Raw genomic sequence first — 16,924 nt, 5'->3', positions numbered from 1 at the left:
ATGTTGGTACGTTTGCTTTACGCCAGCCGCGCCCTGGACACCACTCCGGATGCCATCAATGCCATTCTTACGCAATCACGCGAGTACAACCCGACTTGCGGCATTACCGGCATTCTTTGCTACGGCGGCGGTATTTTTCTGCAGGCCATTGAAGGCGGCCGCATGCCGGTCAGCGAGCTTTACGGCCACATTCAGCGCGACCCGCGTCACAAAGATGTGGCGCTGCTGCACTATGAAGAAATTTCCGAGCGCCGCTTTGGTGGCTGGACCATGGGGCAGGTCAATCTGCTCAAGCTTAACCACGCGGTCCTGCTGAAGTATTCAGAAAAGCCCGAGCTCGACCCCTATTCGGTGTCGGGCAAAGTGTCGCTGGCGCTGCTTGAAGAACTGATGGCCACCGCTGCCATCATCGGCCGCGCCTGACGCGGCGTGGCCGGACAGCACGCCCGCCCGATCCCGGTCGGCTTCACGGCTGCGCGGTGTGAGCAGTGACAGCATGACGCCGGCCGTGCTGATCGGTTGCGACTTTTCCAGCAGTCCGAGTCACCGCAAACCGATCGTGATGGCCACCGGCTCAGCCGCCAAAGGGCGGGTACTGCTGGCCGGTCTGGAATGCATTGAGTCGCTCGACGGCTTTGCGCATTGGCTAAGTCAGCCGCGCGCGTGGACAGCGGCATTCGACTTTCCCTTTGGCCTGCCGCGTGAACTGGTTGCGCATCTGGGCTGGCCGCAGCGCTGGCCTGAATTGATTCGTCATTACGCCGCCTTGACTCGGCCGGAGATTCGCGCGCTCTTTGCGGCCTTTTGCGATGCGCGTCCGCCCGGGCAAAAGTTCGCCCATCGCGCGGCGGACCGGCCGGCCGGTTCCAGTCCGTCGATGAAATGGGTCAATCCGCCGGTCGCTTACATGCTGCACGCCGGCGTGCCGCGCCTGCTCGCCGCCGGCGTGCACCTGCCCGGATTGCACGACGGCGATGTCAGCCGGGTTGCGCTGGAGGGTTACCCGGGCCTGCTGGCGCGCGAACTGCTGGGGAGCCGTTCCTACAAGAGCGATGACAAGGCCAAACAAACTCCGGAGCGACTGATTGCGCGCAAGGACCTGATCACCGCGCTGGAGCATGGGCAGAGCCGGCTCGGCCTGCGCCTGAAAGTCAGCCATGCGCAGCGCGACGCACTGATTGACGACGCCAGCGGTGACCGTCTGGACGCCGTGCTGTGCCTGATGCAGGCGGCCTGGGCGGCCGGGCAGGGCGCCCCGCTGTATGGCCTGCCGCCGCAGATGGACCGGCTGGAAGGCTGGATTGTCACGGCTTAGCGCCAGTCGGCGGCTGGTAGTCGCTCTGTTGCCAGATTGGGTATAGTTTTAGGCTTCTAGCCCAATGAATACGGGCGCAATGTGCTATCAATTCAATAGTAATTAAAATCAGATGCTTCTTTCGAGGGCGAAAATATTGCTTCTTCTGGCCTGTTCCGTGTTGCTGCTCTGGAGCGTTCAGGCTCGCGCATCGACGCATAGCGCGCGCGTCTGGTGGGGTGTCGTGAGCTATGTCGTTGATGGCGATACTGTCTGGGTGCGGCCGGAGGAGGGCGGCAAACCGCTCAGCATTCGCGTTGACGGCATTGACGCGCCCGAGATTTGCCAGCCCGGTGGCGTGGCGTCGCGCGATGCCTTGATGCGCCGTGCGTTGGGCCAGCGAGTCACCGTTCACGGCCGGCTGCATGACGCATACGGGCGGCAGCTGGCTCGGCTGGTTCTGGGCGGTGATGACCTCGGGGAATGGATGGTTACGCAGGGGCTGGCATGGTCCTACCGCTATCGAAACGATTCGGGCCCCTATGCGCGTCAGCAAGGTCAGGCAGAAGCGGCTCGGCTGGGACTGTTCTCGCCAGCGCAGGGGCCGCGTCCGGTCTATCCACGAGAGTTCCGAAAGCAGCATGGGCGCTGTTTTTAATCCGGCTGCCTGGGTTGGTTGATTTGTCCTACCCGCATTTCGGTAAATGCTGATCCGCCATACGCCGCGCGCCTGCTAAAGTTAGGAATGGCGGTCCCATGGGTAAGGTCGCGCGTGCTCGACTTTTCTTGTAACCCTATCATTATTCCAGGAGTCACTATGAAAAACCAACTTGAAAACCGTTTTGCAGCTTGCCTGCGTTTGCGCAGCTCGCTGCTGCTAGCCAACGCGCTGACGCTGACACTGGCATTGAGCGCATGCGGCAAACAGGAAGATGGTAAAACGGCCGGGCAACAACTCGATTCAGCCCTTGCCAAAACTGAACAGGCCGGCGAGCAAGCCAAGGCTAAAACAGAAAGCGCATTGGCTAAGGCAGGGGCGGCGCTGAAAGATGCCACCCAAAAAGCCGAATCCTCAGGGATAGAGGCTGCCAGCAAAGCGGGCGACAAGCTCGACGACATGACAATCACCGCCGCTGTGTCTTCAAGCTTGGGTAAAGACCCGGATCTGAGCGCGCTTAAAATCAACGTCGACACCAAAAATGGCGCCGTGACGTTGAACGGCATAGCCCCCAGTCAAGCGGCTGTCGACAAGGCAAGCGCTATCACCAAGGCTACAAAAGGCGTGCGTGCGGTTGACAACAAGTTGCAAGTCAAAGCGGGGTAGAGGTGCTGCAGCTGGCCGGCGTAGTCGGTCGCCACCGCTTGAGTACAAGCGCTCAATAAAAAGCAGGCGATGAAATAGTTTCATCGCCTGCTTTTTTTTAGGCCACCGCTAGGGGCCGAATGCTAGTAGTCGTGTTTAAGGACGGACAACGATGTCGTTGCGCACACCCTTGACGTTCTTGACGCCACGGGCAATATTTTCTGCCTGTATTTTCTCGTTGTTGGATTTGGCAAAACCGGACAACTGAACCACACCATTGAGCGTTTCAACGCTGATGGAGGTAGCGGCAACCGTCATGTCCGAGACGTACTTGGCCTTGACGGTAGTGGTGATCGCTGCGTCATCCACGTAAGCGCCAGTGGTCTCTTGACCACGCCCAACGGCGCAGCCGCTGCCAATAATGGTGATGCCAGCCAGGGCGGCGAATGCAATTGCGCGAGCGTATTTCATATTATTTCCTCTTGAATCGGTATTTATTAACTGATAACAGATGTGGTGCAAGTTTAAAAAGCCAATCAATCGGCGGCACCACGCCAATCGACCTGCGGTAATCTTTATTACTCCAACCAGTCCTTGAGCTCGTCGGCGTGTTCTTCCTCATCGGCCAGAATGTCCTCCAGCAGGCGGCGGGTGGTGGGATCCCTGTCGCCAAGCAGCGCAATCATCTGGCGGTAGCTTTCGACGGCGATCCGTTCGGCCACCAGGTTGACTCGCACCATGGTCTGCAGGTCGTTCGATTCGTCATAGTCGGCGTGGCTGCGTTGCAGCAAGGTATCGGGTGAAAAATCAGGTTCTCCGCCCAGTTGCACAATCCGCTTTGCAATGCGGTCGGCGTGCGCAGACTCTTCATTGGCATGGACCATGAACTCCTCGGCAATTTTGGCAGACGACACCCCGCTGGCCATGAAGTGGTGGCGTTTGTATCGCAGCACGCAAACGAGCTCGGTCGCCAGCGAATCGTTAAGCAGCTTCACGATGGCATCACGGTGCGGTCCATAGGCGGGGGTCATTGCGCCCTCGTCTAGGCTTTGCCTAGCGGCATTCAAGCCGGTTTCGTCGAGGGCCAATTCATTGGAAGTGGCAGTTTTGGTGTTCATGAGTTTTCTCCAGGGTATGTGGAATCTTGGCGGGAACTGGAAATCAGGGAGTGCAGGGCACCCGAGAGCTCGGACGATTTGAGCGCCGCTAGCAGCACCCCGCCCAGGGAAACCAGACGCCACGGCCGAAACAATACGGCTGCAGCGCCTACGCCAGCGGCGATGCCCAGCAATTTGAACGGTTTGTCTTCTGCATAGTGGCCGATGGCCGGACGGGCCAGATCAAAGGCTACGCTCACTGGGTGGTGATGCCACCAGGCCTGGATCGCGTGCTTGACAACGCCCCATGTTCCCGAGGAAGCGGACCGCAGCTGTTCGGTTTCATCCAGGTCGGGGTCGCCGGTGTCGTCCCGCGGCTTGCTGTCGCGACTCATGTGCCGGACTATCGCTTTGCGGCTGTTGGTTAGACGCTCTTGGGGTGAGGCTTCATGGAGCGATGACATGGCGCCAGCCTTTCAGGCAACGCCGCGCAAAGCACGGGTATCGCTGTCAATTTGCGCTTTCAGTTCGGGAAAGCGTTCGCTCTGAAACGGCTTTTTGGCTTGAAAGACGGCGATGATGGTGAGCAGCAGCGCTACCCCCGGCACCGCTATCAGTACCCAGTGAAACTGATTTTTCAGCATGCCCAGCATCAGTGCCGTGCCCGCCAGCCCCAAAAAGACCACGCCCAGCAACACTACCACCAGCCAAGCCACGACGCGAGTCAACAACTCCGCGCCGGCGCTTGCCGCTTCCTGATGCAGCAGCGCGGCATAGGCCGATAGATGCTCTATCACCAGATCTGGTCTTTTCACTATGGTAGAAAAAAACGGGTGGAGCATTAGAGTGGGAGATGAAAGGTCAAGGGCAGAGGTGGGTGCTGGCAAACTGGCAGGCGTCTAAGGTTTAAGGTCTAAGGGCTAAGGTCTCAATAGCGGTCGCGGTGGCGAGATGCGTTGATCAGCAAGGCGACGGCTGCACCCACTGCCGCAGCAATGAGCACAGAGCGAAGCGGCTGCTCAGCCACGTACTTGGTCGTCACGCCTGCGGCCCGTCTAAACGATTGTTCGGCGCGGTCCTTGGCTTCAGAAGCCAAGTCCAGACTCTGGCGGGCCAGTTTTTGCGCTTTGGACGCCAGCATGTCGACCATCGGGTCAACGCTGCCGCGCAATTCGCGAACCTTGTTTTCGGCTTTGTCCAAGGCGTCGTTGGCATACTGCCGGGTTGAACTGACGGCCTTGTCGGCACTTTGAAGCAGTTCGTCGGAGCCTTCGCGGATACCTGGCATCGCCTCGCGGGCTGATTTGGGAAAGGGTGTATTGGTGTTCATGTCAGATCCTTGGTGAATTAACTAAAAAATTTACGAAGAGAAAGCTTTGGGCGGAAGCGTTCAGGCTGCATTCAAGCGGCGCGTAGTCGTCAGTTCTTGCGCAACAAGCTGACGACAAAACTCACGATCGCCATGATGGCGAAAATGAAGAATAGAATTTTGGCGATCTCAACCGCTCCGGCCGCGATTCCGCCAAAGCCAAAGACGGCGGCGATTAGAGCGATCACCAGAAAAACGACGGAATAGTGCAGCATCTCAATCTCCTTGCTTTGATTGGGTTAGGCAGGGCTTCTTTCGAAACGCCTATGGTTAGATTAGTGAAAATGAGCGTTTTCCCCCATCAGCTATGAACGGGTGCCCCTGTCAGCCCTGGGGAGGACAGGCTGTAGGAGTGGGCTGACAGTTTGTTACGCGCGCGTCCAGCACGTCTAAATAGGTGTACTAGAGTGCCAGCGAGGGCGGCGCTCCTCCGTTTGATTCAACTTGACTTGGGAAGTACCGCTGAAATTCTCGTGCCGTGCCCTTCGGCGCTGACTACCGTCAGGCGGCCGCCGGCAGCTTCCACACGATGGCGCATGCCTGCCAGGCCGTGGCTTGCCGGCCCTAAAGAGTCGAGCTTGAAGCCCTTGCCGTCGTCCTTGACCTCCGCCGTGACGTAGCCGTCGAAGTTATGCAAGCTCACGTCTGCCTGCTTGGCGTCCGCATACTTAGCCATGTTTGTCAGTGATTCTTGCACCATCCGGTAAACGGTCAGCTGCGACGAGCCATCGAGTTCGACGTGTTCCAGATCGGTGGTGACAAAGAGTCCGGACCGGTCCTCAAATTCCCGCGCCAGGATCTCCAGCGATGCCACCAAGCCAAGGTGGGAAAGCGAAGACGGCCGCAAATCCTCCACAATGCGTCGCTTAAGTGCAATACCGCTGTTCAGTGTGTTAGTCAAATGTTGCAAACGCTCTGCCGCTTCGGGCAAGTTACCGGCCAGACGCGATTTGAGCCTGGCTACATCGAGTTTGGCGGCGGTTAAAAGCGCACCCAGTTCGTCGTGCAGTTCGCGCGCCAGGTGGCCTCGCTCATCTTCCCGTACGTTTTGCAGATGGGTCGCCAGTTCGGCCAGGCTGGCGGTACGCTCGCGCACCTGCGTTTCCAGCAGATCACGCTCGCGCTGCAGCATGGCTTGCTCGCGCATGCCCGAGTCAAGCACCGCTTTGGTCTGCAGCAGGTACATATAAAACGCCAGCAGCCCGGCCATTGCCATGATCGCAATGCCGATGCGCGACAGCAGCAATGTTCGCTGGATTTGCGCCTGTCCCTGCTCCATTTTTCGGATACTGCTGGCTGCCAGGGTGGCGGAGCGCTCCCGGATGGCGTCCATCTGCTCTTTGCCAACGTCGGTGGTCAAGACAAATTTCCAGGCATCGTCATTGTCTTCGCGGCGCATGCGAACGCTAAGGTCCATCTCTGCCAGTTTGCGCGAAACATGCCGGGACAACAGGCCGAATTCGGTAAGCTGGTCTTTGTAGGGCGCGAACAGCAGGCGCAAAACGTCAAGATTTTGGTTGATATCGGCGGTGGCTGTGTTGTAGGGCTCCAGATAGCGCGGGTCGCCGGTCAGCAAATAGCCCCTCTGTCCAGTTTCCGCATCCAGTACCTGTTGCAGCAGTTTATTGATTGAGCCGCGAGTTTTTTGCGCCTCTTCAATGCTGGCTACCGCATCAGTGGACTGGTAAAAACTTAGCTCATTGATAAAAATAAGGATGGCTGCGGCCAGCACTGCCAGCGGCAGGCTGACGGCCATTTGAGGGATCGAAAACTTTTTCACTGCAAGCTCCATTCGGTACATCGCTAAAGAATTCGTCAATAATGGGCATGAAAATCAAAAGATGACCACTTCGGCCATTTCTTTTTCAGTGCATCGCCTGCTTTATGCTGGCTTATAGGAGGACTGCGACATGATAAAAATCGGAATTGTGGACGACCATGCGATTGTGCGTTCGGGGCTGAGGCAGTTTTTCTCGGACCATGTGGATTTGCGCGTCGTTGGCGAGGCCGCCAGCGGCCGCGAGGCGATTGACCTGGTGCGCAATGTTGAACTAGACATTCTGGTGATGGACCTGTCGATGCCCGGGCAAAGCGGAATCGACGCGCTGGCCATGATCCGGGCCAAGGCACCTGACGTGGGCATACTGATTTTGAGTGGCTACCCTGAAGAGCATTACGCCGTCAACCTGATCCGTCAGGGCGCCAGCGGATACCTCAACAAGGAATGCGACCCGTCTGAAATTGTCGATGCAATCCGCGTGATTTCTCTGGGCAAACGCTACATCACCCCGGCGGTGGCAGAGTTGCTGGCGCAGCAGTTGAACCGGCCCAATGACGTGGCCTCGCACGAGCAGCTGTCCGAACGTGAATTTCAGGTTTTTCTGAAATTGGCAAAAGGGGAAACCGCGGGCGATATTGCAAAAGCGCTGTCGCTGAGCGTGAAAACCGTTAGCACCTACAGAACCCGGGTGATGGAAAAAATGAGCCTCGCTTCCAATAGCGATCTCACCTACTACGCGCTCAAAAACCGCCTGATTGACTGATTTCAACCGCAGGTGACGCGCTGCTGGAGGCAATACTCTACCAAGGCGTCAATTTCATTGGATTTGTCGAAAACCGCGTCGACTCCGAGTTGCGCGCACCGCTGGCGGATGTCCGCCGTGGCGTAGTTGCTGAGGACAACCACCTTCTGGCTGGAGGAGCGGTCGCGGCAAGATGCCAGAATACCCAACCCACTCCCTTGCTTCAAGAACAAGTCCACGATAGCCAAGTCCCAGTTGTTAGGGTTTGCGGCCAACCAGGCCTTTCCTTCATTTTCGGTCTCAGCAGTGCCCACGGAGTTGATGCTCGCCAGTTCTTCAAGCGTGCCAATCAGATTCTCCCGGATTGTGGGATTATCTTCGACGATGTAAGTTTTCAATCTCACTGCTGAGGTCCATGTACGGGTAATGTGTCTTTCGGAAGCTTACGAAAGACTTAAAAAGCAAATTTACCCTGTTTTTTAATGTATCTTGTTGCTGGCAGTATTCTGCCAGCGAGGACGGCCAGTGTTTGTAGGAAACTACCTACGAAGACGGCCGCGTAACTGTAGGTACCTGCCCACAGGCGTACATCGTGCTTGCTGACCCGTTTGCAGGAAAAATCGCCCGATAGTAGCAACTAAGTAATCCAAAGCGTGTGTGAACTCTTCTGAGCACGCCAACTGCCATTGCAGGGTCCTCACCAGCGCATGAACAACTCCCTGATCAAATCCTCCCACTTTCGAAAAGTGCTCGCGGTTCTCGCCCTGTTGCTGGTGGTTCTGACCTTGGTGGTTTTTTTCTTTCCGTGGGATGCACTGCGCGGACCGATCAATCGCTATGTCTCGGGGCAGCTAGGACGCCGTTTTGAAATTACCAAGCATCTGGCCGTGTATCTGGGGCGAACCACGACGGTGCGGGTGGAGGGCGTGGAAATTGCCAACCCTGAATGGGCCAGCGAGCCCTATCTTCTGCAAGCAAATGCGGCAGAATTTGACATCGAATTGTTGCCGCTGTTGGTGGGCAAAGTAATTTTGCCGCGCATTGTGCTGTCGCAGCCCAAAGTTGGCTTGCAGATTGAGCCGGACGGGCGCAGGACCTGGGCGCTGGCACGTGACACCTCCGACAAGGGTGCAGCGCCAGACATTGGAACCCTGCAGGTCGATCAAGGAACCTTGAAATACCTGGCGACGGCGCAAGGAGCCAATGTGGTGGCGCAGTTTTCCGTGGCGAAAGAGGCGGCCGAGCAGCTCCCCCTGAGCTACGAAGCCAAGGGGAAATGGAAAAATGAGTCCTTTACGGCCAACGGACGCACGGGCGGCGTACTCAAGCTGAGCCAGAACACTGGAGCGCCTTTTCCGCTCGAGGTGAATGCGGTGGCGGGAAGAACCAGCTTGAAGGCTCAGGGTGTGATCGCCAATTTGGCGGAACTTGCCGGTGTCGATGCTACGTTTGATTTGCAGGGCCGCAATCTCGAAGAGTTGTACAAGCTGCTGGGCGTCGTGCTGCCCTCAACGCCCGCCTACAAGCTTCGCGGCAAGCTCAGCAAACACGGGCAAGTGTGGGCCGCCAGCCAGATTCAGGGTGTGCTGGGCAAGTCCGACCTCAGCGGCGCGCTGAGTTTCGATCAATCGTCGGTAGTGCCCCTCTTGACCGGCAAGGTTCAGTCAAAACTGCTTGATTTTGAGGATTTGGGGCCGGTGATCGGTTTAACTCCTGTGGCCCGCCGACCGGTTGCGGCGAATTCGGCGTCGTCTGCCAGCAACGGCGCCGCAATCGACGTGCAGAAAAAAGATATGCGAAGCGAAGACGCCTCGCGAAAAGTCCTGCCTGTCACGCCGCTGGATGTTGCCAAGCTCAAGGCCATGAACGCCGACGTGAGCTATTCCGCGGCCGATATCCGGCATGCGCGAAACCTCCCGCTGGACAAGGGCAGTGTCCAAGTCAAACTTAACGCGGGGGTCTTGCAGCTAGAGCCGGTCTCGCTGGGGGTTGCTGGTGGAACAGTTGCAGGGCGTATCCGCATTGATGCCAACGTTACACCGGCCGCCTTCGATACCAAGCTGGATGTGCGTGGCTTAAGGTTGAATCAGCTGTTCCCTGCGGTCGAGACGACCAAAAGCAGTTTAGGAAGGATCAGCGGGCAGTTTGATCTAAAGGGTCAAGGCAATTCGGTGGCGCAAATGCTGGGTTCGGCCTCGGGGGATGTGGCGGTGTTGATGGGCAAAGGCGAGATCAGCAACATCCTGCTCGAATTCATAGGACTCGACGGCGGGGAAGCCATCAAGTTCTTTTTGCGTGGTGACCGAAATGTGGAGCTGCGTTGTGCCGCCGCCGCCTTCGGTGTCAAACAGGGTTTGATGACAAGTCGCGCCATCGTGCTGGATACGACGGATACGGTGATCAACGGTCGGGGACAAGTAAGCCTCGCCCATGAAACGCTGGATCTGGTCCTCGATCCGTTGCCGAAGGACCGCAGCATTCTGAGCTTCAGATCGCCGTTGCGCATCGGAGGCACTTTTTCAGCTCCTTCTGCCGGACCCGACAAGGCGGCCCTCGCGGGACGGGCCGGTATTGCCCTGGCGTTGGCGGCCATTAATCCGCTGCTGGCATTGGCGGCCACATTGGAGACAGGACCCGGACACGATGCTGATTGCGCCGGCGTGCTGGCTCAGGCCGCCAAGCCAGGTGCCGCCGCGCCGCCGCCCAGAGCCGGCGCCCCAGCGCCCGCTGCGACCAAAAAGTAATTCAGGATGGCGGCGGGCCGACACGGCAATCCCGCAGCGGCGAGGCAATGACGAAAGAAGCGGTTTGAAGGCCGCGTCAAGTCAGCATTAACTGCTACAAACTGGGCACGCCGGGTTACGTATGAGCTTCATCTCATTCCACGCCAGGCTTCGACCATCCAGCATGAGCAGTCGTCCGGTCAATGCCTGCCCGATATCGCACAGCAGCTTGAGCGCCTCGGCGGCCTGCACCGTGCCCACAATGCCCACCAACGGCGCGAAAACGCCCATGGTGGCGCAGCGGGTTTCTTCCGGCAGGTCTAACTCAGGAAAAACACAGGAATAGCAGGGTGACTGCGCACTGCGCGGGTCATACACGGTGATCTGGCCGTCAAAACGGATGGCAGCACCCGAAACCAGCGGCTTGCAGTGTTTGACACAGGCGCGGTTGATGGCGTGACGGGTGACAAAGTTGTCGGTGCAGTCCAGCACCAGATCAGTCCCGGGCACGAGCTGGTCAAGCAGGTCGGCGTCAGCGCGCTGAGTGACCGGAATCACATGCACGTCCGGGTTAATGGCGGCAATCGACTGCCGCACCGACTCTGCCTTGAACTGCCCGATGCGGGCCAGGTTGTGGGCGATTTGCCGCTGCAAGTTGGTGGCATCGACCCGGTCATGGTCGACGATGGTGATGCGGCCGACACCGGCGCTGCCCAGGTACAAGGCCACTGGCGAGCCAAGACCACCGGCGCCAACAATCAGTAAGTGCGAAGACAGAAGTTTTTCCTGGCCTTCGATTCCTATTTCATCGAGCAGGATGTGGCGGGAATACCTAAGCAGCTGTTCGTCGGTCATGAATGGAAAAAAAAGCGACTCGAATCCTGGCAGCGTGTCTAACTGGAGCCAGCGCAAGGGCCGAACGGAGGCGAGCAGCTATTACGCCGCCTTGGCCTCGGTCCTGCCCGGTGGTTCTAGTTTTCCTTCTTCTCGTTTTTCGGCTCGACCACTGCGGTCTTGCTGACCAATACGGGTCGGCCCTTGAGTTGGTTGATGGCTTGGGCCAATTGGAAGTCCTTGTCGCTGCCGAGTTCGGGCGGGCGGCGCTGCTCTGGCGTCTTTTTTGCTTCGTCTTCGAGCCGTTTCAGCGCTTCTTCACGAGCTTTTTCCCGACCTGCTTCCTTGACTTCCGCGCCCTGACCGCTGCCCAAATGTTTCTCAAGATCCGCTTCGCGGGTTCGCAGCGCGGCAAACGGGCTGCCTTCGGCGGTTTCGTCGATCATCACGTCGGGAACGATGCCGCGTGCCTGAATTGACTTGCCGCTTGGGGTGTAATAGCGTGCCGTGGTCAGCTTGATTCCAGTGTCCGGGCCGAGCGGGCGTACCGTCTGCACCGAGCCCTTGCCGAAGGTCTGCGTGCCCATGATGGTGGCGCGTTTGTAGTCTTGCAGGGCTCCCGCCACAATTTCGCTGGCAGAGGCAGAGCCTTCATTGACCAGCACGATCAGCGGCACGGTCTTGAGCGCTGCCGGCAGTCGCTTGAGCGGATCAGCTCCGTTGCGGCGCTGGTAAAACTCGGGTGAGGCCTTGTAGGTAAATTTGCTTTCGGCCAGTTGCCCGTTAGTGGACACCACGGTCACGTTCTCTGGCAAAAAGGCTGCTGACACCGCCACGGCGGCATCAAGCAAACCACCTGGGTCGTTGCGCAGATCGAGCACCATGCCTTTGAGGTTGGGCTCCTGCTTGTAAATCTGCTCCACCTTGGTGACGAAATCGTCCACTGTGCGTTCCTGGAACTGGCTCAGGCGAATCCAGGCGTAGCCGGGCTCTACTACCTTGCTGCGCACCGACTGGGTGCGAATTTCTTCGCGAATGATGCTCACCGGAAAAGTGCGATTTTCGTCCTTGCGAAAAATCGTCAGCAGCACCTTGGTCTTGGGCTCGCCACGCATTTTTTTGACCGCTTCGTTCAGGCTCAAGCCCTTGACGGCGGTGTCATCAATTCGGGTGATCAGGTCGTTGGGCTTCAGGCCTGCCTTGTCGGCAGGCGATCCTTCAATCGGGGACACCACCTTGACCAGGCCGTCTTCCTGACTGATTTCAATCCCGACGCCGACGAAGCGGCCGGACGTGCCTTCGCGAAATTCCTTGAAGGATTTTTTATCGAAGTACACCGAGTGCGGATCAAGGCTGGCCACCATGCCGGAAATGGCGTCGGTGATAAGTTTCTTTTCGTCCACCGGTTCAACATAGTCGCTCTTGACCATCCCGAACACGGCCGCCAATTGTTGCAACTCTTCGAGTGGCAAAGGCGTAAGACCGCCGCGGGCGACGGCTTGCAGTTGTACGGTGGTGAGGGCCCCCGCCACGGCGCCGATTGAAATCCAGCCTGCTATTTTGAGTTTTTGACCCATAAAAAATACCTTAGTAAGCCTGTTGAGGAACCTCTGCTCCCTTGAACCAGAAGCAATATACACCTTGGAGAGAGGCCCTGCGCCACAGTTCCATCGGTAGCACCATCTGCCGCCGCAAAAGCGCCTAAACCGTCGCGTTTTACAGGACTTTTACAATCTATCGCGCGACTTGACTAGTCAATTGATGTGTGCCGTTTCAAGCCTTGCCTTGCGCGGCCACGGCGGCAGCGGCTTTGGCAACCGCTTCGCGGTCGCCCAGGTAGTAATGGCGCAGCGGTTTGAGGCTGGCGTCGAGTTCGTACACCAGTGGAATGCCGTTGGGGATGTTGAGCCCCACGATGTCGTTGTCCGACACCCCGTCCAGGTATTTCACTAGAGCGCGTATCGAGTTGCCATGGGCCGCCACCACAATGCGTTTACCGACCTTGATGGCCGGTGCCATAGATTCATTCCAGAAAGGCAAAACACGTGCCACCGTGTCTTTCAGGCACTCGGTCAGCGGCACCTGGTCGGGCAGCAGTCTGGCGTAGCGCGGGTCACCGCGTTCGCTGCGCGGGTCTTGGGGGTCCAGAGGCGGCGGCGGGGTGTCGTAGCTGCGGCGCCACACCAGCACCTGCTCGTCGCCGTATTTTTTAGCGGTTTCCGCCTTGTTCAGCCCCTGCAAGGCGCCGTAATGCCGTTCGTTTAGGCGCCAGCTGTTAACCACTGGCAGCCAGGTGCGGTCCATTTCATCGAGCACATGCCAGAGCGTGCGGGTAGCGCGCTTGAGCACGCTGGTGTAGGCCACATCGAACTCATAGCCCTCGGTTTTAAGCAGCTTGCCGGCGTTTTTAGCCTGTTCGATGCCGGTTTCCGTGAGGTCGACGTCAGTCCAGCCGGTGAAGCGGTTTTCAAGATTCCAGGTCGATTCGCCATGGCGAATGAGCACGAGTTTATGCATGGTGTGTGAGGTTGGAGGGAAGTAAAAAAAGAGAATAAAAGAGGATTGGCGGGGAATAAAAGACAGCCGGGATGCAATGTGTCCTTTCGCTATTCTAAAATCTCTACTTGGCTGAAAAATATACACAAGGTACAAAGTGAAATTCCTGATTGATAACTGGATGCTGATTTCGATAGCGCTTGCCTCCGGTGGCATGCTGGTGTGGCCCATGATTTCAGGCGCCCTGAATGCCGATGCACTGAGCGCCAGTGGCGCGGTGCAGCTAATCAACCGCGAAAAGGCCGTGGTAGTTGATGTCTGTGAGGCTGCAGAGTTTGCAGCGGGCCATGTCACCGGCGCCAAAAATGTGCCGCTCAGCGAGTTCGAAACCAGACTGCCCGCAGTCGTCAAGAACAAGGCCTTGCCGCTGATTCTGGTGTGCGCTAGTGGTGCGCGGGCCAGCCGCGCCGTCGCCATTGCCAAAAAGCTTGGTTACCAGCAAGCCCAATCACTCGGTGGCGGGCTCAAATCCTGGAAAGAGGCTAACCTGCCCTTAGAAAAGGCTTGAAAGTCTGATCCCAACAGCGTCAGGCCGGTCTGCGGACCGAATCCAGCCCCGCTTGTCCCGTTTCCTGTGCTTCGCAGCCGCCCGTACGACCCTGGAGAAAACATGCCAACCGTCAAGATCTACGCCACGGGCTCTTGCCCTTACTGCATCCGGGCCAAGCAGTTGCTCAAAGAGCGCGGCGTGACCGAACTGGAGGAAATACGTGTCGATATGCTGCCAGGTGAGCGCCAGGCCATGATGGAACTGACCGGCCGGCGCACCGTGCCGCAAATTTTCATCGGCGACACGCATGTAGGCGGCTGTGACGACCTGGTGGCACTGGATGGCCGTGGCGGCTTGCTGCCACTGCTGGGCCGTGCCGCCTGATAAGCCGTCATAGAGTCTTGCGGCCAGCGTCTTTTGCCCTCGTCTCTTGTGCCGGCCAGTCTTCGCTTCGGCCCTGTGATAATGCGCGCTGGCCTGTTGTTGCAAGGCGCAGGCATTTCCACCCCTTCCCTGTTTTTTTCAGTACCCCCGAAAGAGCACCATGGCTGAAGCCAATCTTGACCCCGTATTCCAGATCCAGCGCGTCTATCTCAAGGACGTGTCGCTAGAGCAACCCAATTCGCCTGACATTCTCTTGAATCAAGAGCAGCCAGGGGTTGACATTCAGCTCGGTGTCGGTGCCACGCCGGTGGCCGAAGGCATGTTTGAAGTTACCGTCACGGCCACCGTGCACACCAAAATTGCCGACAAAACGGTGTTTCTGGTGGAAGCCAAGCAGGCGGGAATCTTTGAGATCCGCAACGTGCAGACCGATCAGCTAGGCGCCATTTTGGGCATCGCCTGCCCGCAAATCGTCTACCCCTACCTGCGCAGCAACGTGGCCGACGTTATCCAGCGCGGCGGCTTCCCGCCAGTGCACATGGCTGAAATCAACTTCCAGGCCATGTACGAGCAGCAGCAGACCGAAGCAGCCGCTGCAGCGCAGACCCCACCGCAAATCATTGTTTGATGGCCCGTGTTGAGTGACCTGTCAAGGCGTCACCCGCGTTGGCAGGCCTGCGTGCCATGAAAATAGTTGTGATCGGTGCGGGCGCCTGGGGTACGGCACTGGCTGTCAATGCCGCACGCGCTGCGGATGGCGGCCTGCCCCGGCACCAAGTCGCCTTGTGGGCGCGCGATGCGGCGCTGGTTACAACCCTGCAGCGCGAGCGCGCCAATAGCCGCTATCTGCCCGGCATTGCCTTGCCCGACGGCTTGGTGGTGCAAGGCGGCGGCGCGGCTTCGCTGGCTCCGGCGCTCAGCGGACAAGACCTGATCGTCATGGCGACGCCGGTTTCAGCGGCGCGCAGTTTGCTGCACAGCCTGCAACACGCCACGGTACCCGTCGTCTGGCTTAGCAAAGGGTTTGAAGCGCCGTTCGCGTCAGAACCGCACCTTGCCTCATCTTCACCCTCATTTGGTCTGCTGGTTCATGAAATACGGGCGCAGGTAGCTATTAATTTAAGAGCAGGCGTGCTCAGCGGCCCGAGTTTTGCGCTGGAAGTGGCGCGCGGCCAGCCAACGGCGCTGGTCGCCGCGAGCGAGCACGCCGAAGTCCGGGAGGCGCTGGTGGCCGCCTTTCACAGCGCCACGCTGCGCGTCTACGCCAGCGACGACGTGGTTGGCGTCGAAGTCGGCGGCGCCGTTAAGAACGTGCTGGCCATTGCGGCGGGTTTGTGTGACGGCCTGCAGCTAGGTCTGAATGCCCGCGCCGCGCTCATTACGCGCGGGCTGTCAGAAATAATGCGGCTGGGCGTGGCGCTCGGCGCCAAGGCCGAAACCTTCATGGGCCTGAGTGGTCTGGGCGACCTGGTGTTGACGGCGACCGGTGACCTGAGCCGTAACCGCAAGGTCGGCCTGCTGCTGGCCCAGGGCCAAACCCTGCAGCAAGCCGTCGCGTCGCTGGGCCATGTCGCCGAGGGGGTGTACTGTGCCCGCACCGTGGTGCAACGCGCCCAGTCGCTGGGCATAGACATGCCGATTGCGCAAAGCGTGGTGGCGCTTCTCGATGGCCAGGTTTTGCCCGAGCAGGCGGTTGCCCTGCTGATGGGTCGCGACCCGACGGCCGAGCTGCATTAGCTGCGCGGCGACGCCGTCAACATCCGCGACAAGGGCCATGCCTGCTATTAAAACAATAGCTTGTGGCGCCTGTCGTGATTGAGTTGCGGCCTCAAATTAGCAGTTATTTGCGTAAAACCAGCGTCACCAGTAGCGTCGAGTCGCGCACGGCCGTCAAACCATGCGCCACGCCACCGGCCAGCCACACCAGCTGTCCGGCTTTCATGCGTTGGGCCTTTCCGTCAGCCGTGAAATCCACTTCGCCTTCCAGGCATTGAACCGTGACCTCGCCTTTGACCTGGTGCGAGGGCACAGCTTTATGCGCAGGCACCATCAACCGCATGACTTCGAGCTGGTCGGTTTTGAACACGGCGAAGGTGCGCGTTTCAGAGAACTGCTCGGTGAGGGAATGAATGTCAAGAAGCTGCCCCGAAGCGGCGTGAGAAATGGCCATGATGAAACTCCATGAAAGCGGTGAGGTTGGTCTTGCAAAGTTTACCCCCCAAGGCACGGCCCAGGGCGTAAATAGGCGCGGCGCCACATGGCTGGCGTCAAAGCGGCTGTCAGATGCCGGACTTATTGGTTAAATAGGCCTGAAGCCAATACAGGACGGGCGCGTTAAGCTATGAAAATAAT

Annotated in this window: 22 protein-coding genes; 10 read left to right on the top strand and 12 right to left on the bottom strand. The window is 58.5% G+C overall.

Annotated elements, in window-relative coordinates; all coding sequences use genetic code 11:
- From HHJ18_RS08110 to HHJ18_RS08095, 4 genes are all read left to right on the top strand, one after another.
- Complete coding sequence (locus tag HHJ18_RS08110) at positions 1-423, top strand: BLUF domain-containing protein (RefSeq protein ID WP_296913739.1); 423 nt, start codon at positions 1-3, stop codon at positions 421-423.
- A gap of 73 nt (positions 424-496) precedes the next feature.
- On the top strand, positions 497-1,315 hold the full coding sequence (locus HHJ18_RS08105; RefSeq protein ID WP_296913738.1) for a DUF429 domain-containing protein: 819 nt from the start codon (positions 497-499) through the stop codon (positions 1,313-1,315).
- 157 nt (positions 1,316-1,472) lie between these two features.
- Positions 1,473-1,952: a thermonuclease family protein gene (locus HHJ18_RS08100; protein ID WP_296913736.1), complete on the top strand. Its 480-nt coding sequence runs from the start codon at positions 1,473-1,475 to the stop codon at positions 1,950-1,952.
- An 87-nt stretch (positions 1,953-2,039) separates the two neighbouring features.
- Complete coding sequence (locus HHJ18_RS08095) at positions 2,040-2,618, top strand: BON domain-containing protein (RefSeq protein ID WP_296913734.1); 579 nt, start codon at positions 2,040-2,042, stop codon at positions 2,616-2,618.
- A 135-nt stretch (positions 2,619-2,753) separates the two neighbouring features.
- Here the strand turns inward: HHJ18_RS08095 and HHJ18_RS08090 are convergent, their stop codons facing one another.
- The 7 genes from HHJ18_RS08090 to HHJ18_RS08060 all read right to left on the bottom strand — a co-directional run bounded on the left by HHJ18_RS08090 (position 2,754) and on the right by HHJ18_RS08060 (position 6,843).
- Positions 2,754-3,068: a BON domain-containing protein gene (locus HHJ18_RS08090; RefSeq protein ID WP_296913732.1), complete on the bottom strand. Its 315-nt coding sequence runs from the start codon at positions 3,066-3,068 to the stop codon at positions 2,754-2,756.
- 107 nt (positions 3,069-3,175) lie between these two features.
- Positions 3,176-3,715: a ferritin-like domain-containing protein gene (locus HHJ18_RS08085; RefSeq protein WP_296913729.1), complete on the bottom strand. Its 540-nt coding sequence runs from the start codon at positions 3,713-3,715 to the stop codon at positions 3,176-3,178.
- The gene (locus tag HHJ18_RS08080) at positions 3,712-4,158 is read right to left on the bottom strand and encodes a hypothetical protein (RefSeq protein ID WP_296913726.1); all 447 of its coding nucleotides are present in this window, start codon (positions 4,156-4,158) and stop codon (positions 3,712-3,714) included. The genes HHJ18_RS08085 and HHJ18_RS08080 overlap by 4 nt, the downstream gene beginning before the upstream one ends.
- A 12-nt stretch (positions 4,159-4,170) precedes the next feature.
- Positions 4,171-4,509: a hypothetical protein gene (locus HHJ18_RS08075; RefSeq protein WP_296913724.1), complete on the bottom strand. Its 339-nt coding sequence runs from the start codon at positions 4,507-4,509 to the stop codon at positions 4,171-4,173.
- A 113-nt stretch (positions 4,510-4,622) separates the two neighbouring features.
- Positions 4,623-5,024: a hypothetical protein gene (locus tag HHJ18_RS08070; RefSeq protein WP_296913721.1), complete on the bottom strand. Its 402-nt coding sequence runs from the start codon at positions 5,022-5,024 to the stop codon at positions 4,623-4,625.
- An 89-nt stretch (positions 5,025-5,113) separates the two neighbouring features.
- On the bottom strand, positions 5,114-5,278 hold the full coding sequence (locus tag HHJ18_RS08065; RefSeq protein ID WP_296913719.1) for a DUF1328 domain-containing protein: 165 nt from the start codon (positions 5,276-5,278) through the stop codon (positions 5,114-5,116).
- Between the two features lie 224 nt (positions 5,279-5,502).
- Positions 5,503-6,843, bottom strand: coding sequence for a CHASE3 domain-containing protein (locus HHJ18_RS08060; protein ID WP_296913717.1), 1,341 nt, complete (start codon positions 6,841-6,843; stop codon positions 5,503-5,505).
- A 130-nt stretch (positions 6,844-6,973) separates the two neighbouring features.
- On the opposite strand from HHJ18_RS08060, the gene HHJ18_RS08055 reads away from it, so the two are divergent.
- Entirely contained in the window at positions 6,974-7,606 is a 633-nt protein-coding gene (locus HHJ18_RS08055; protein ID WP_296913714.1) for a response regulator transcription factor, read from the top strand.
- A gap of 2 nt (positions 7,607-7,608) precedes the next feature.
- Here HHJ18_RS08055 and HHJ18_RS08050 read toward each other — a convergent pair whose 3' ends face one another.
- Positions 7,609-7,989: a response regulator gene (locus HHJ18_RS08050; RefSeq protein WP_296913712.1), complete on the bottom strand. Its 381-nt coding sequence runs from the start codon at positions 7,987-7,989 to the stop codon at positions 7,609-7,611.
- Between the two features lie 303 nt (positions 7,990-8,292).
- Here HHJ18_RS08050 and HHJ18_RS08045 point away from each other — a divergent pair, with 303 nt between their 5' ends.
- Positions 8,293-10,329, top strand: coding sequence for an AsmA family protein (locus HHJ18_RS08045; RefSeq protein WP_296913709.1), 2,037 nt, complete (start codon positions 8,293-8,295; stop codon positions 10,327-10,329).
- An 87-nt stretch (positions 10,330-10,416) separates the two neighbouring features.
- Here HHJ18_RS08045 and moeB read toward each other — a convergent pair whose 3' ends face one another.
- The 3 genes from moeB to gpmA all read right to left on the bottom strand — a co-directional run bounded on the left by moeB (position 10,417) and on the right by gpmA (position 13,659).
- Positions 10,417-11,163: a molybdopterin-synthase adenylyltransferase MoeB gene (gene moeB / locus HHJ18_RS08040; RefSeq protein WP_296913707.1), complete on the bottom strand. Its 747-nt coding sequence runs from the start codon at positions 11,161-11,163 to the stop codon at positions 10,417-10,419.
- Positions 11,164-11,279: 116 nt separating this feature from the next.
- Positions 11,280-12,719, bottom strand: coding sequence for a S41 family peptidase (locus HHJ18_RS08035; RefSeq protein ID WP_296913704.1), 1,440 nt, complete (start codon positions 12,717-12,719; stop codon positions 11,280-11,282).
- Between the two features lie 196 nt (positions 12,720-12,915).
- A complete protein-coding gene (gene gpmA, locus HHJ18_RS08030) occupies positions 12,916-13,659 on the bottom strand; it encodes a 2,3-diphosphoglycerate-dependent phosphoglycerate mutase (protein WP_296913701.1) in 744 nt (247 codons plus the stop codon).
- A 136-nt stretch (positions 13,660-13,795) separates the two neighbouring features.
- Here gpmA and HHJ18_RS08025 point away from each other — a divergent pair, with 136 nt between their 5' ends.
- From HHJ18_RS08025 to HHJ18_RS08010, 4 genes are all read left to right on the top strand, one after another.
- Positions 13,796-14,206 (top strand): rhodanese-like domain-containing protein, encoded by a 411-nt coding sequence (locus tag HHJ18_RS08025; protein ID WP_296913699.1) that lies wholly within the window; start codon positions 13,796-13,798, stop codon positions 14,204-14,206.
- Positions 14,207-14,308: 102 nt separating this feature from the next.
- Entirely contained in the window at positions 14,309-14,572 is a 264-nt protein-coding gene (gene grxC, locus HHJ18_RS08020) for a glutaredoxin 3 (protein WP_296913696.1), read from the top strand.
- Positions 14,573-14,732: 160 nt separating this feature from the next.
- Positions 14,733-15,200: a protein-export chaperone SecB gene (gene secB / locus HHJ18_RS08015; RefSeq protein ID WP_296913693.1), complete on the top strand. Its 468-nt coding sequence runs from the start codon at positions 14,733-14,735 to the stop codon at positions 15,198-15,200.
- Between the two features lie 56 nt (positions 15,201-15,256).
- On the top strand, positions 15,257-16,309 hold the full coding sequence (locus HHJ18_RS08010; protein WP_296913691.1) for an NAD(P)H-dependent glycerol-3-phosphate dehydrogenase: 1,053 nt from the start codon (positions 15,257-15,259) through the stop codon (positions 16,307-16,309).
- Between the two features lie 103 nt (positions 16,310-16,412).
- Here the strand turns inward: HHJ18_RS08010 and HHJ18_RS08005 are convergent, their stop codons facing one another.
- Positions 16,413-16,742: a cupin domain-containing protein gene (locus tag HHJ18_RS08005; RefSeq protein ID WP_296913689.1), complete on the bottom strand. Its 330-nt coding sequence runs from the start codon at positions 16,740-16,742 to the stop codon at positions 16,413-16,415.
- Positions 16,743-16,924 lie beyond the last annotated feature (182 nt).

Source organism: Polaromonas sp., assembly GCF_012927455.1.
Taxonomy (GTDB): Bacteria; Pseudomonadota; Gammaproteobacteria; order Burkholderiales; family Burkholderiaceae_C; genus Polaromonas.
The sequence above is the reverse complement of the archived record's forward strand: the minus strand, read 5'-3'. Positions and strand labels throughout refer to the sequence as shown.

Bases quoted from the DNA above. Each gene is read 5' to 3' on its own strand.
- HHJ18_RS08105 (WP_296913738.1), top strand. From the start codon at position 497: ATGACGCCGGCCGTGCTGATCGGTTGCGACTTTTCCAGCAGTCCGAGT.
- HHJ18_RS08065 (WP_296913719.1), bottom strand. From the start codon at position 5,278: ATGCTGCACTATTCCGTCGTTTTTCTGGTGATCGCTCTAATCGCCGCC.
- HHJ18_RS08005 (WP_296913689.1), bottom strand. From the start codon at position 16,742: ATGGCCATTTCTCACGCCGCTTCGGGGCAGCTTCTTGACATTCATTCC.
- HHJ18_RS08010 (WP_296913691.1), top strand. From the start codon at position 15,257: ATGAAAATAGTTGTGATCGGTGCGGGCGCCTGGGGTACGGCACTGGCT.
- HHJ18_RS08070 (WP_296913721.1), bottom strand. From the start codon at position 5,024: ATGAACACCAATACACCCTTTCCCAAATCAGCCCGCGAGGCGATGCCA.
- HHJ18_RS08095 (WP_296913734.1), top strand. From the start codon at position 2,040: ATGGCGGTCCCATGGGTAAGGTCGCGCGTGCTCGACTTTTCTTGTAAC.
- HHJ18_RS08090 (WP_296913732.1), bottom strand. From the start codon at position 3,068: ATGAAATACGCTCGCGCAATTGCATTCGCCGCCCTGGCTGGCATCACC.
- HHJ18_RS08045 (WP_296913709.1), top strand. From the start codon at position 8,293: ATGAACAACTCCCTGATCAAATCCTCCCACTTTCGAAAAGTGCTCGCG.
- HHJ18_RS08110 (WP_296913739.1), top strand. From the start codon at position 1: ATGTTGGTACGTTTGCTTTACGCCAGCCGCGCCCTGGACACCACTCCG.
- grxC (WP_296913696.1), top strand. From the start codon at position 14,309: ATGCCAACCGTCAAGATCTACGCCACGGGCTCTTGCCCTTACTGCATC.
- secB (WP_296913693.1), top strand. From the start codon at position 14,733: ATGGCTGAAGCCAATCTTGACCCCGTATTCCAGATCCAGCGCGTCTAT.
- HHJ18_RS08085 (WP_296913729.1), bottom strand. From the start codon at position 3,715: ATGAACACCAAAACTGCCACTTCCAATGAATTGGCCCTCGACGAAACC.
- HHJ18_RS08055 (WP_296913714.1), top strand. From the start codon at position 6,974: ATGATAAAAATCGGAATTGTGGACGACCATGCGATTGTGCGTTCGGGG.
- HHJ18_RS08035 (WP_296913704.1), bottom strand. From the start codon at position 12,719: ATGGGTCAAAAACTCAAAATAGCAGGCTGGATTTCAATCGGCGCCGTG.
- moeB (WP_296913707.1), bottom strand. From the start codon at position 11,163: ATGACCGACGAACAGCTGCTTAGGTATTCCCGCCACATCCTGCTCGAT.
- gpmA (WP_296913701.1), bottom strand. From the start codon at position 13,659: ATGCATAAACTCGTGCTCATTCGCCATGGCGAATCGACCTGGAATCTT.
- HHJ18_RS08080 (WP_296913726.1), bottom strand. From the start codon at position 4,158: ATGTCATCGCTCCATGAAGCCTCACCCCAAGAGCGTCTAACCAACAGC.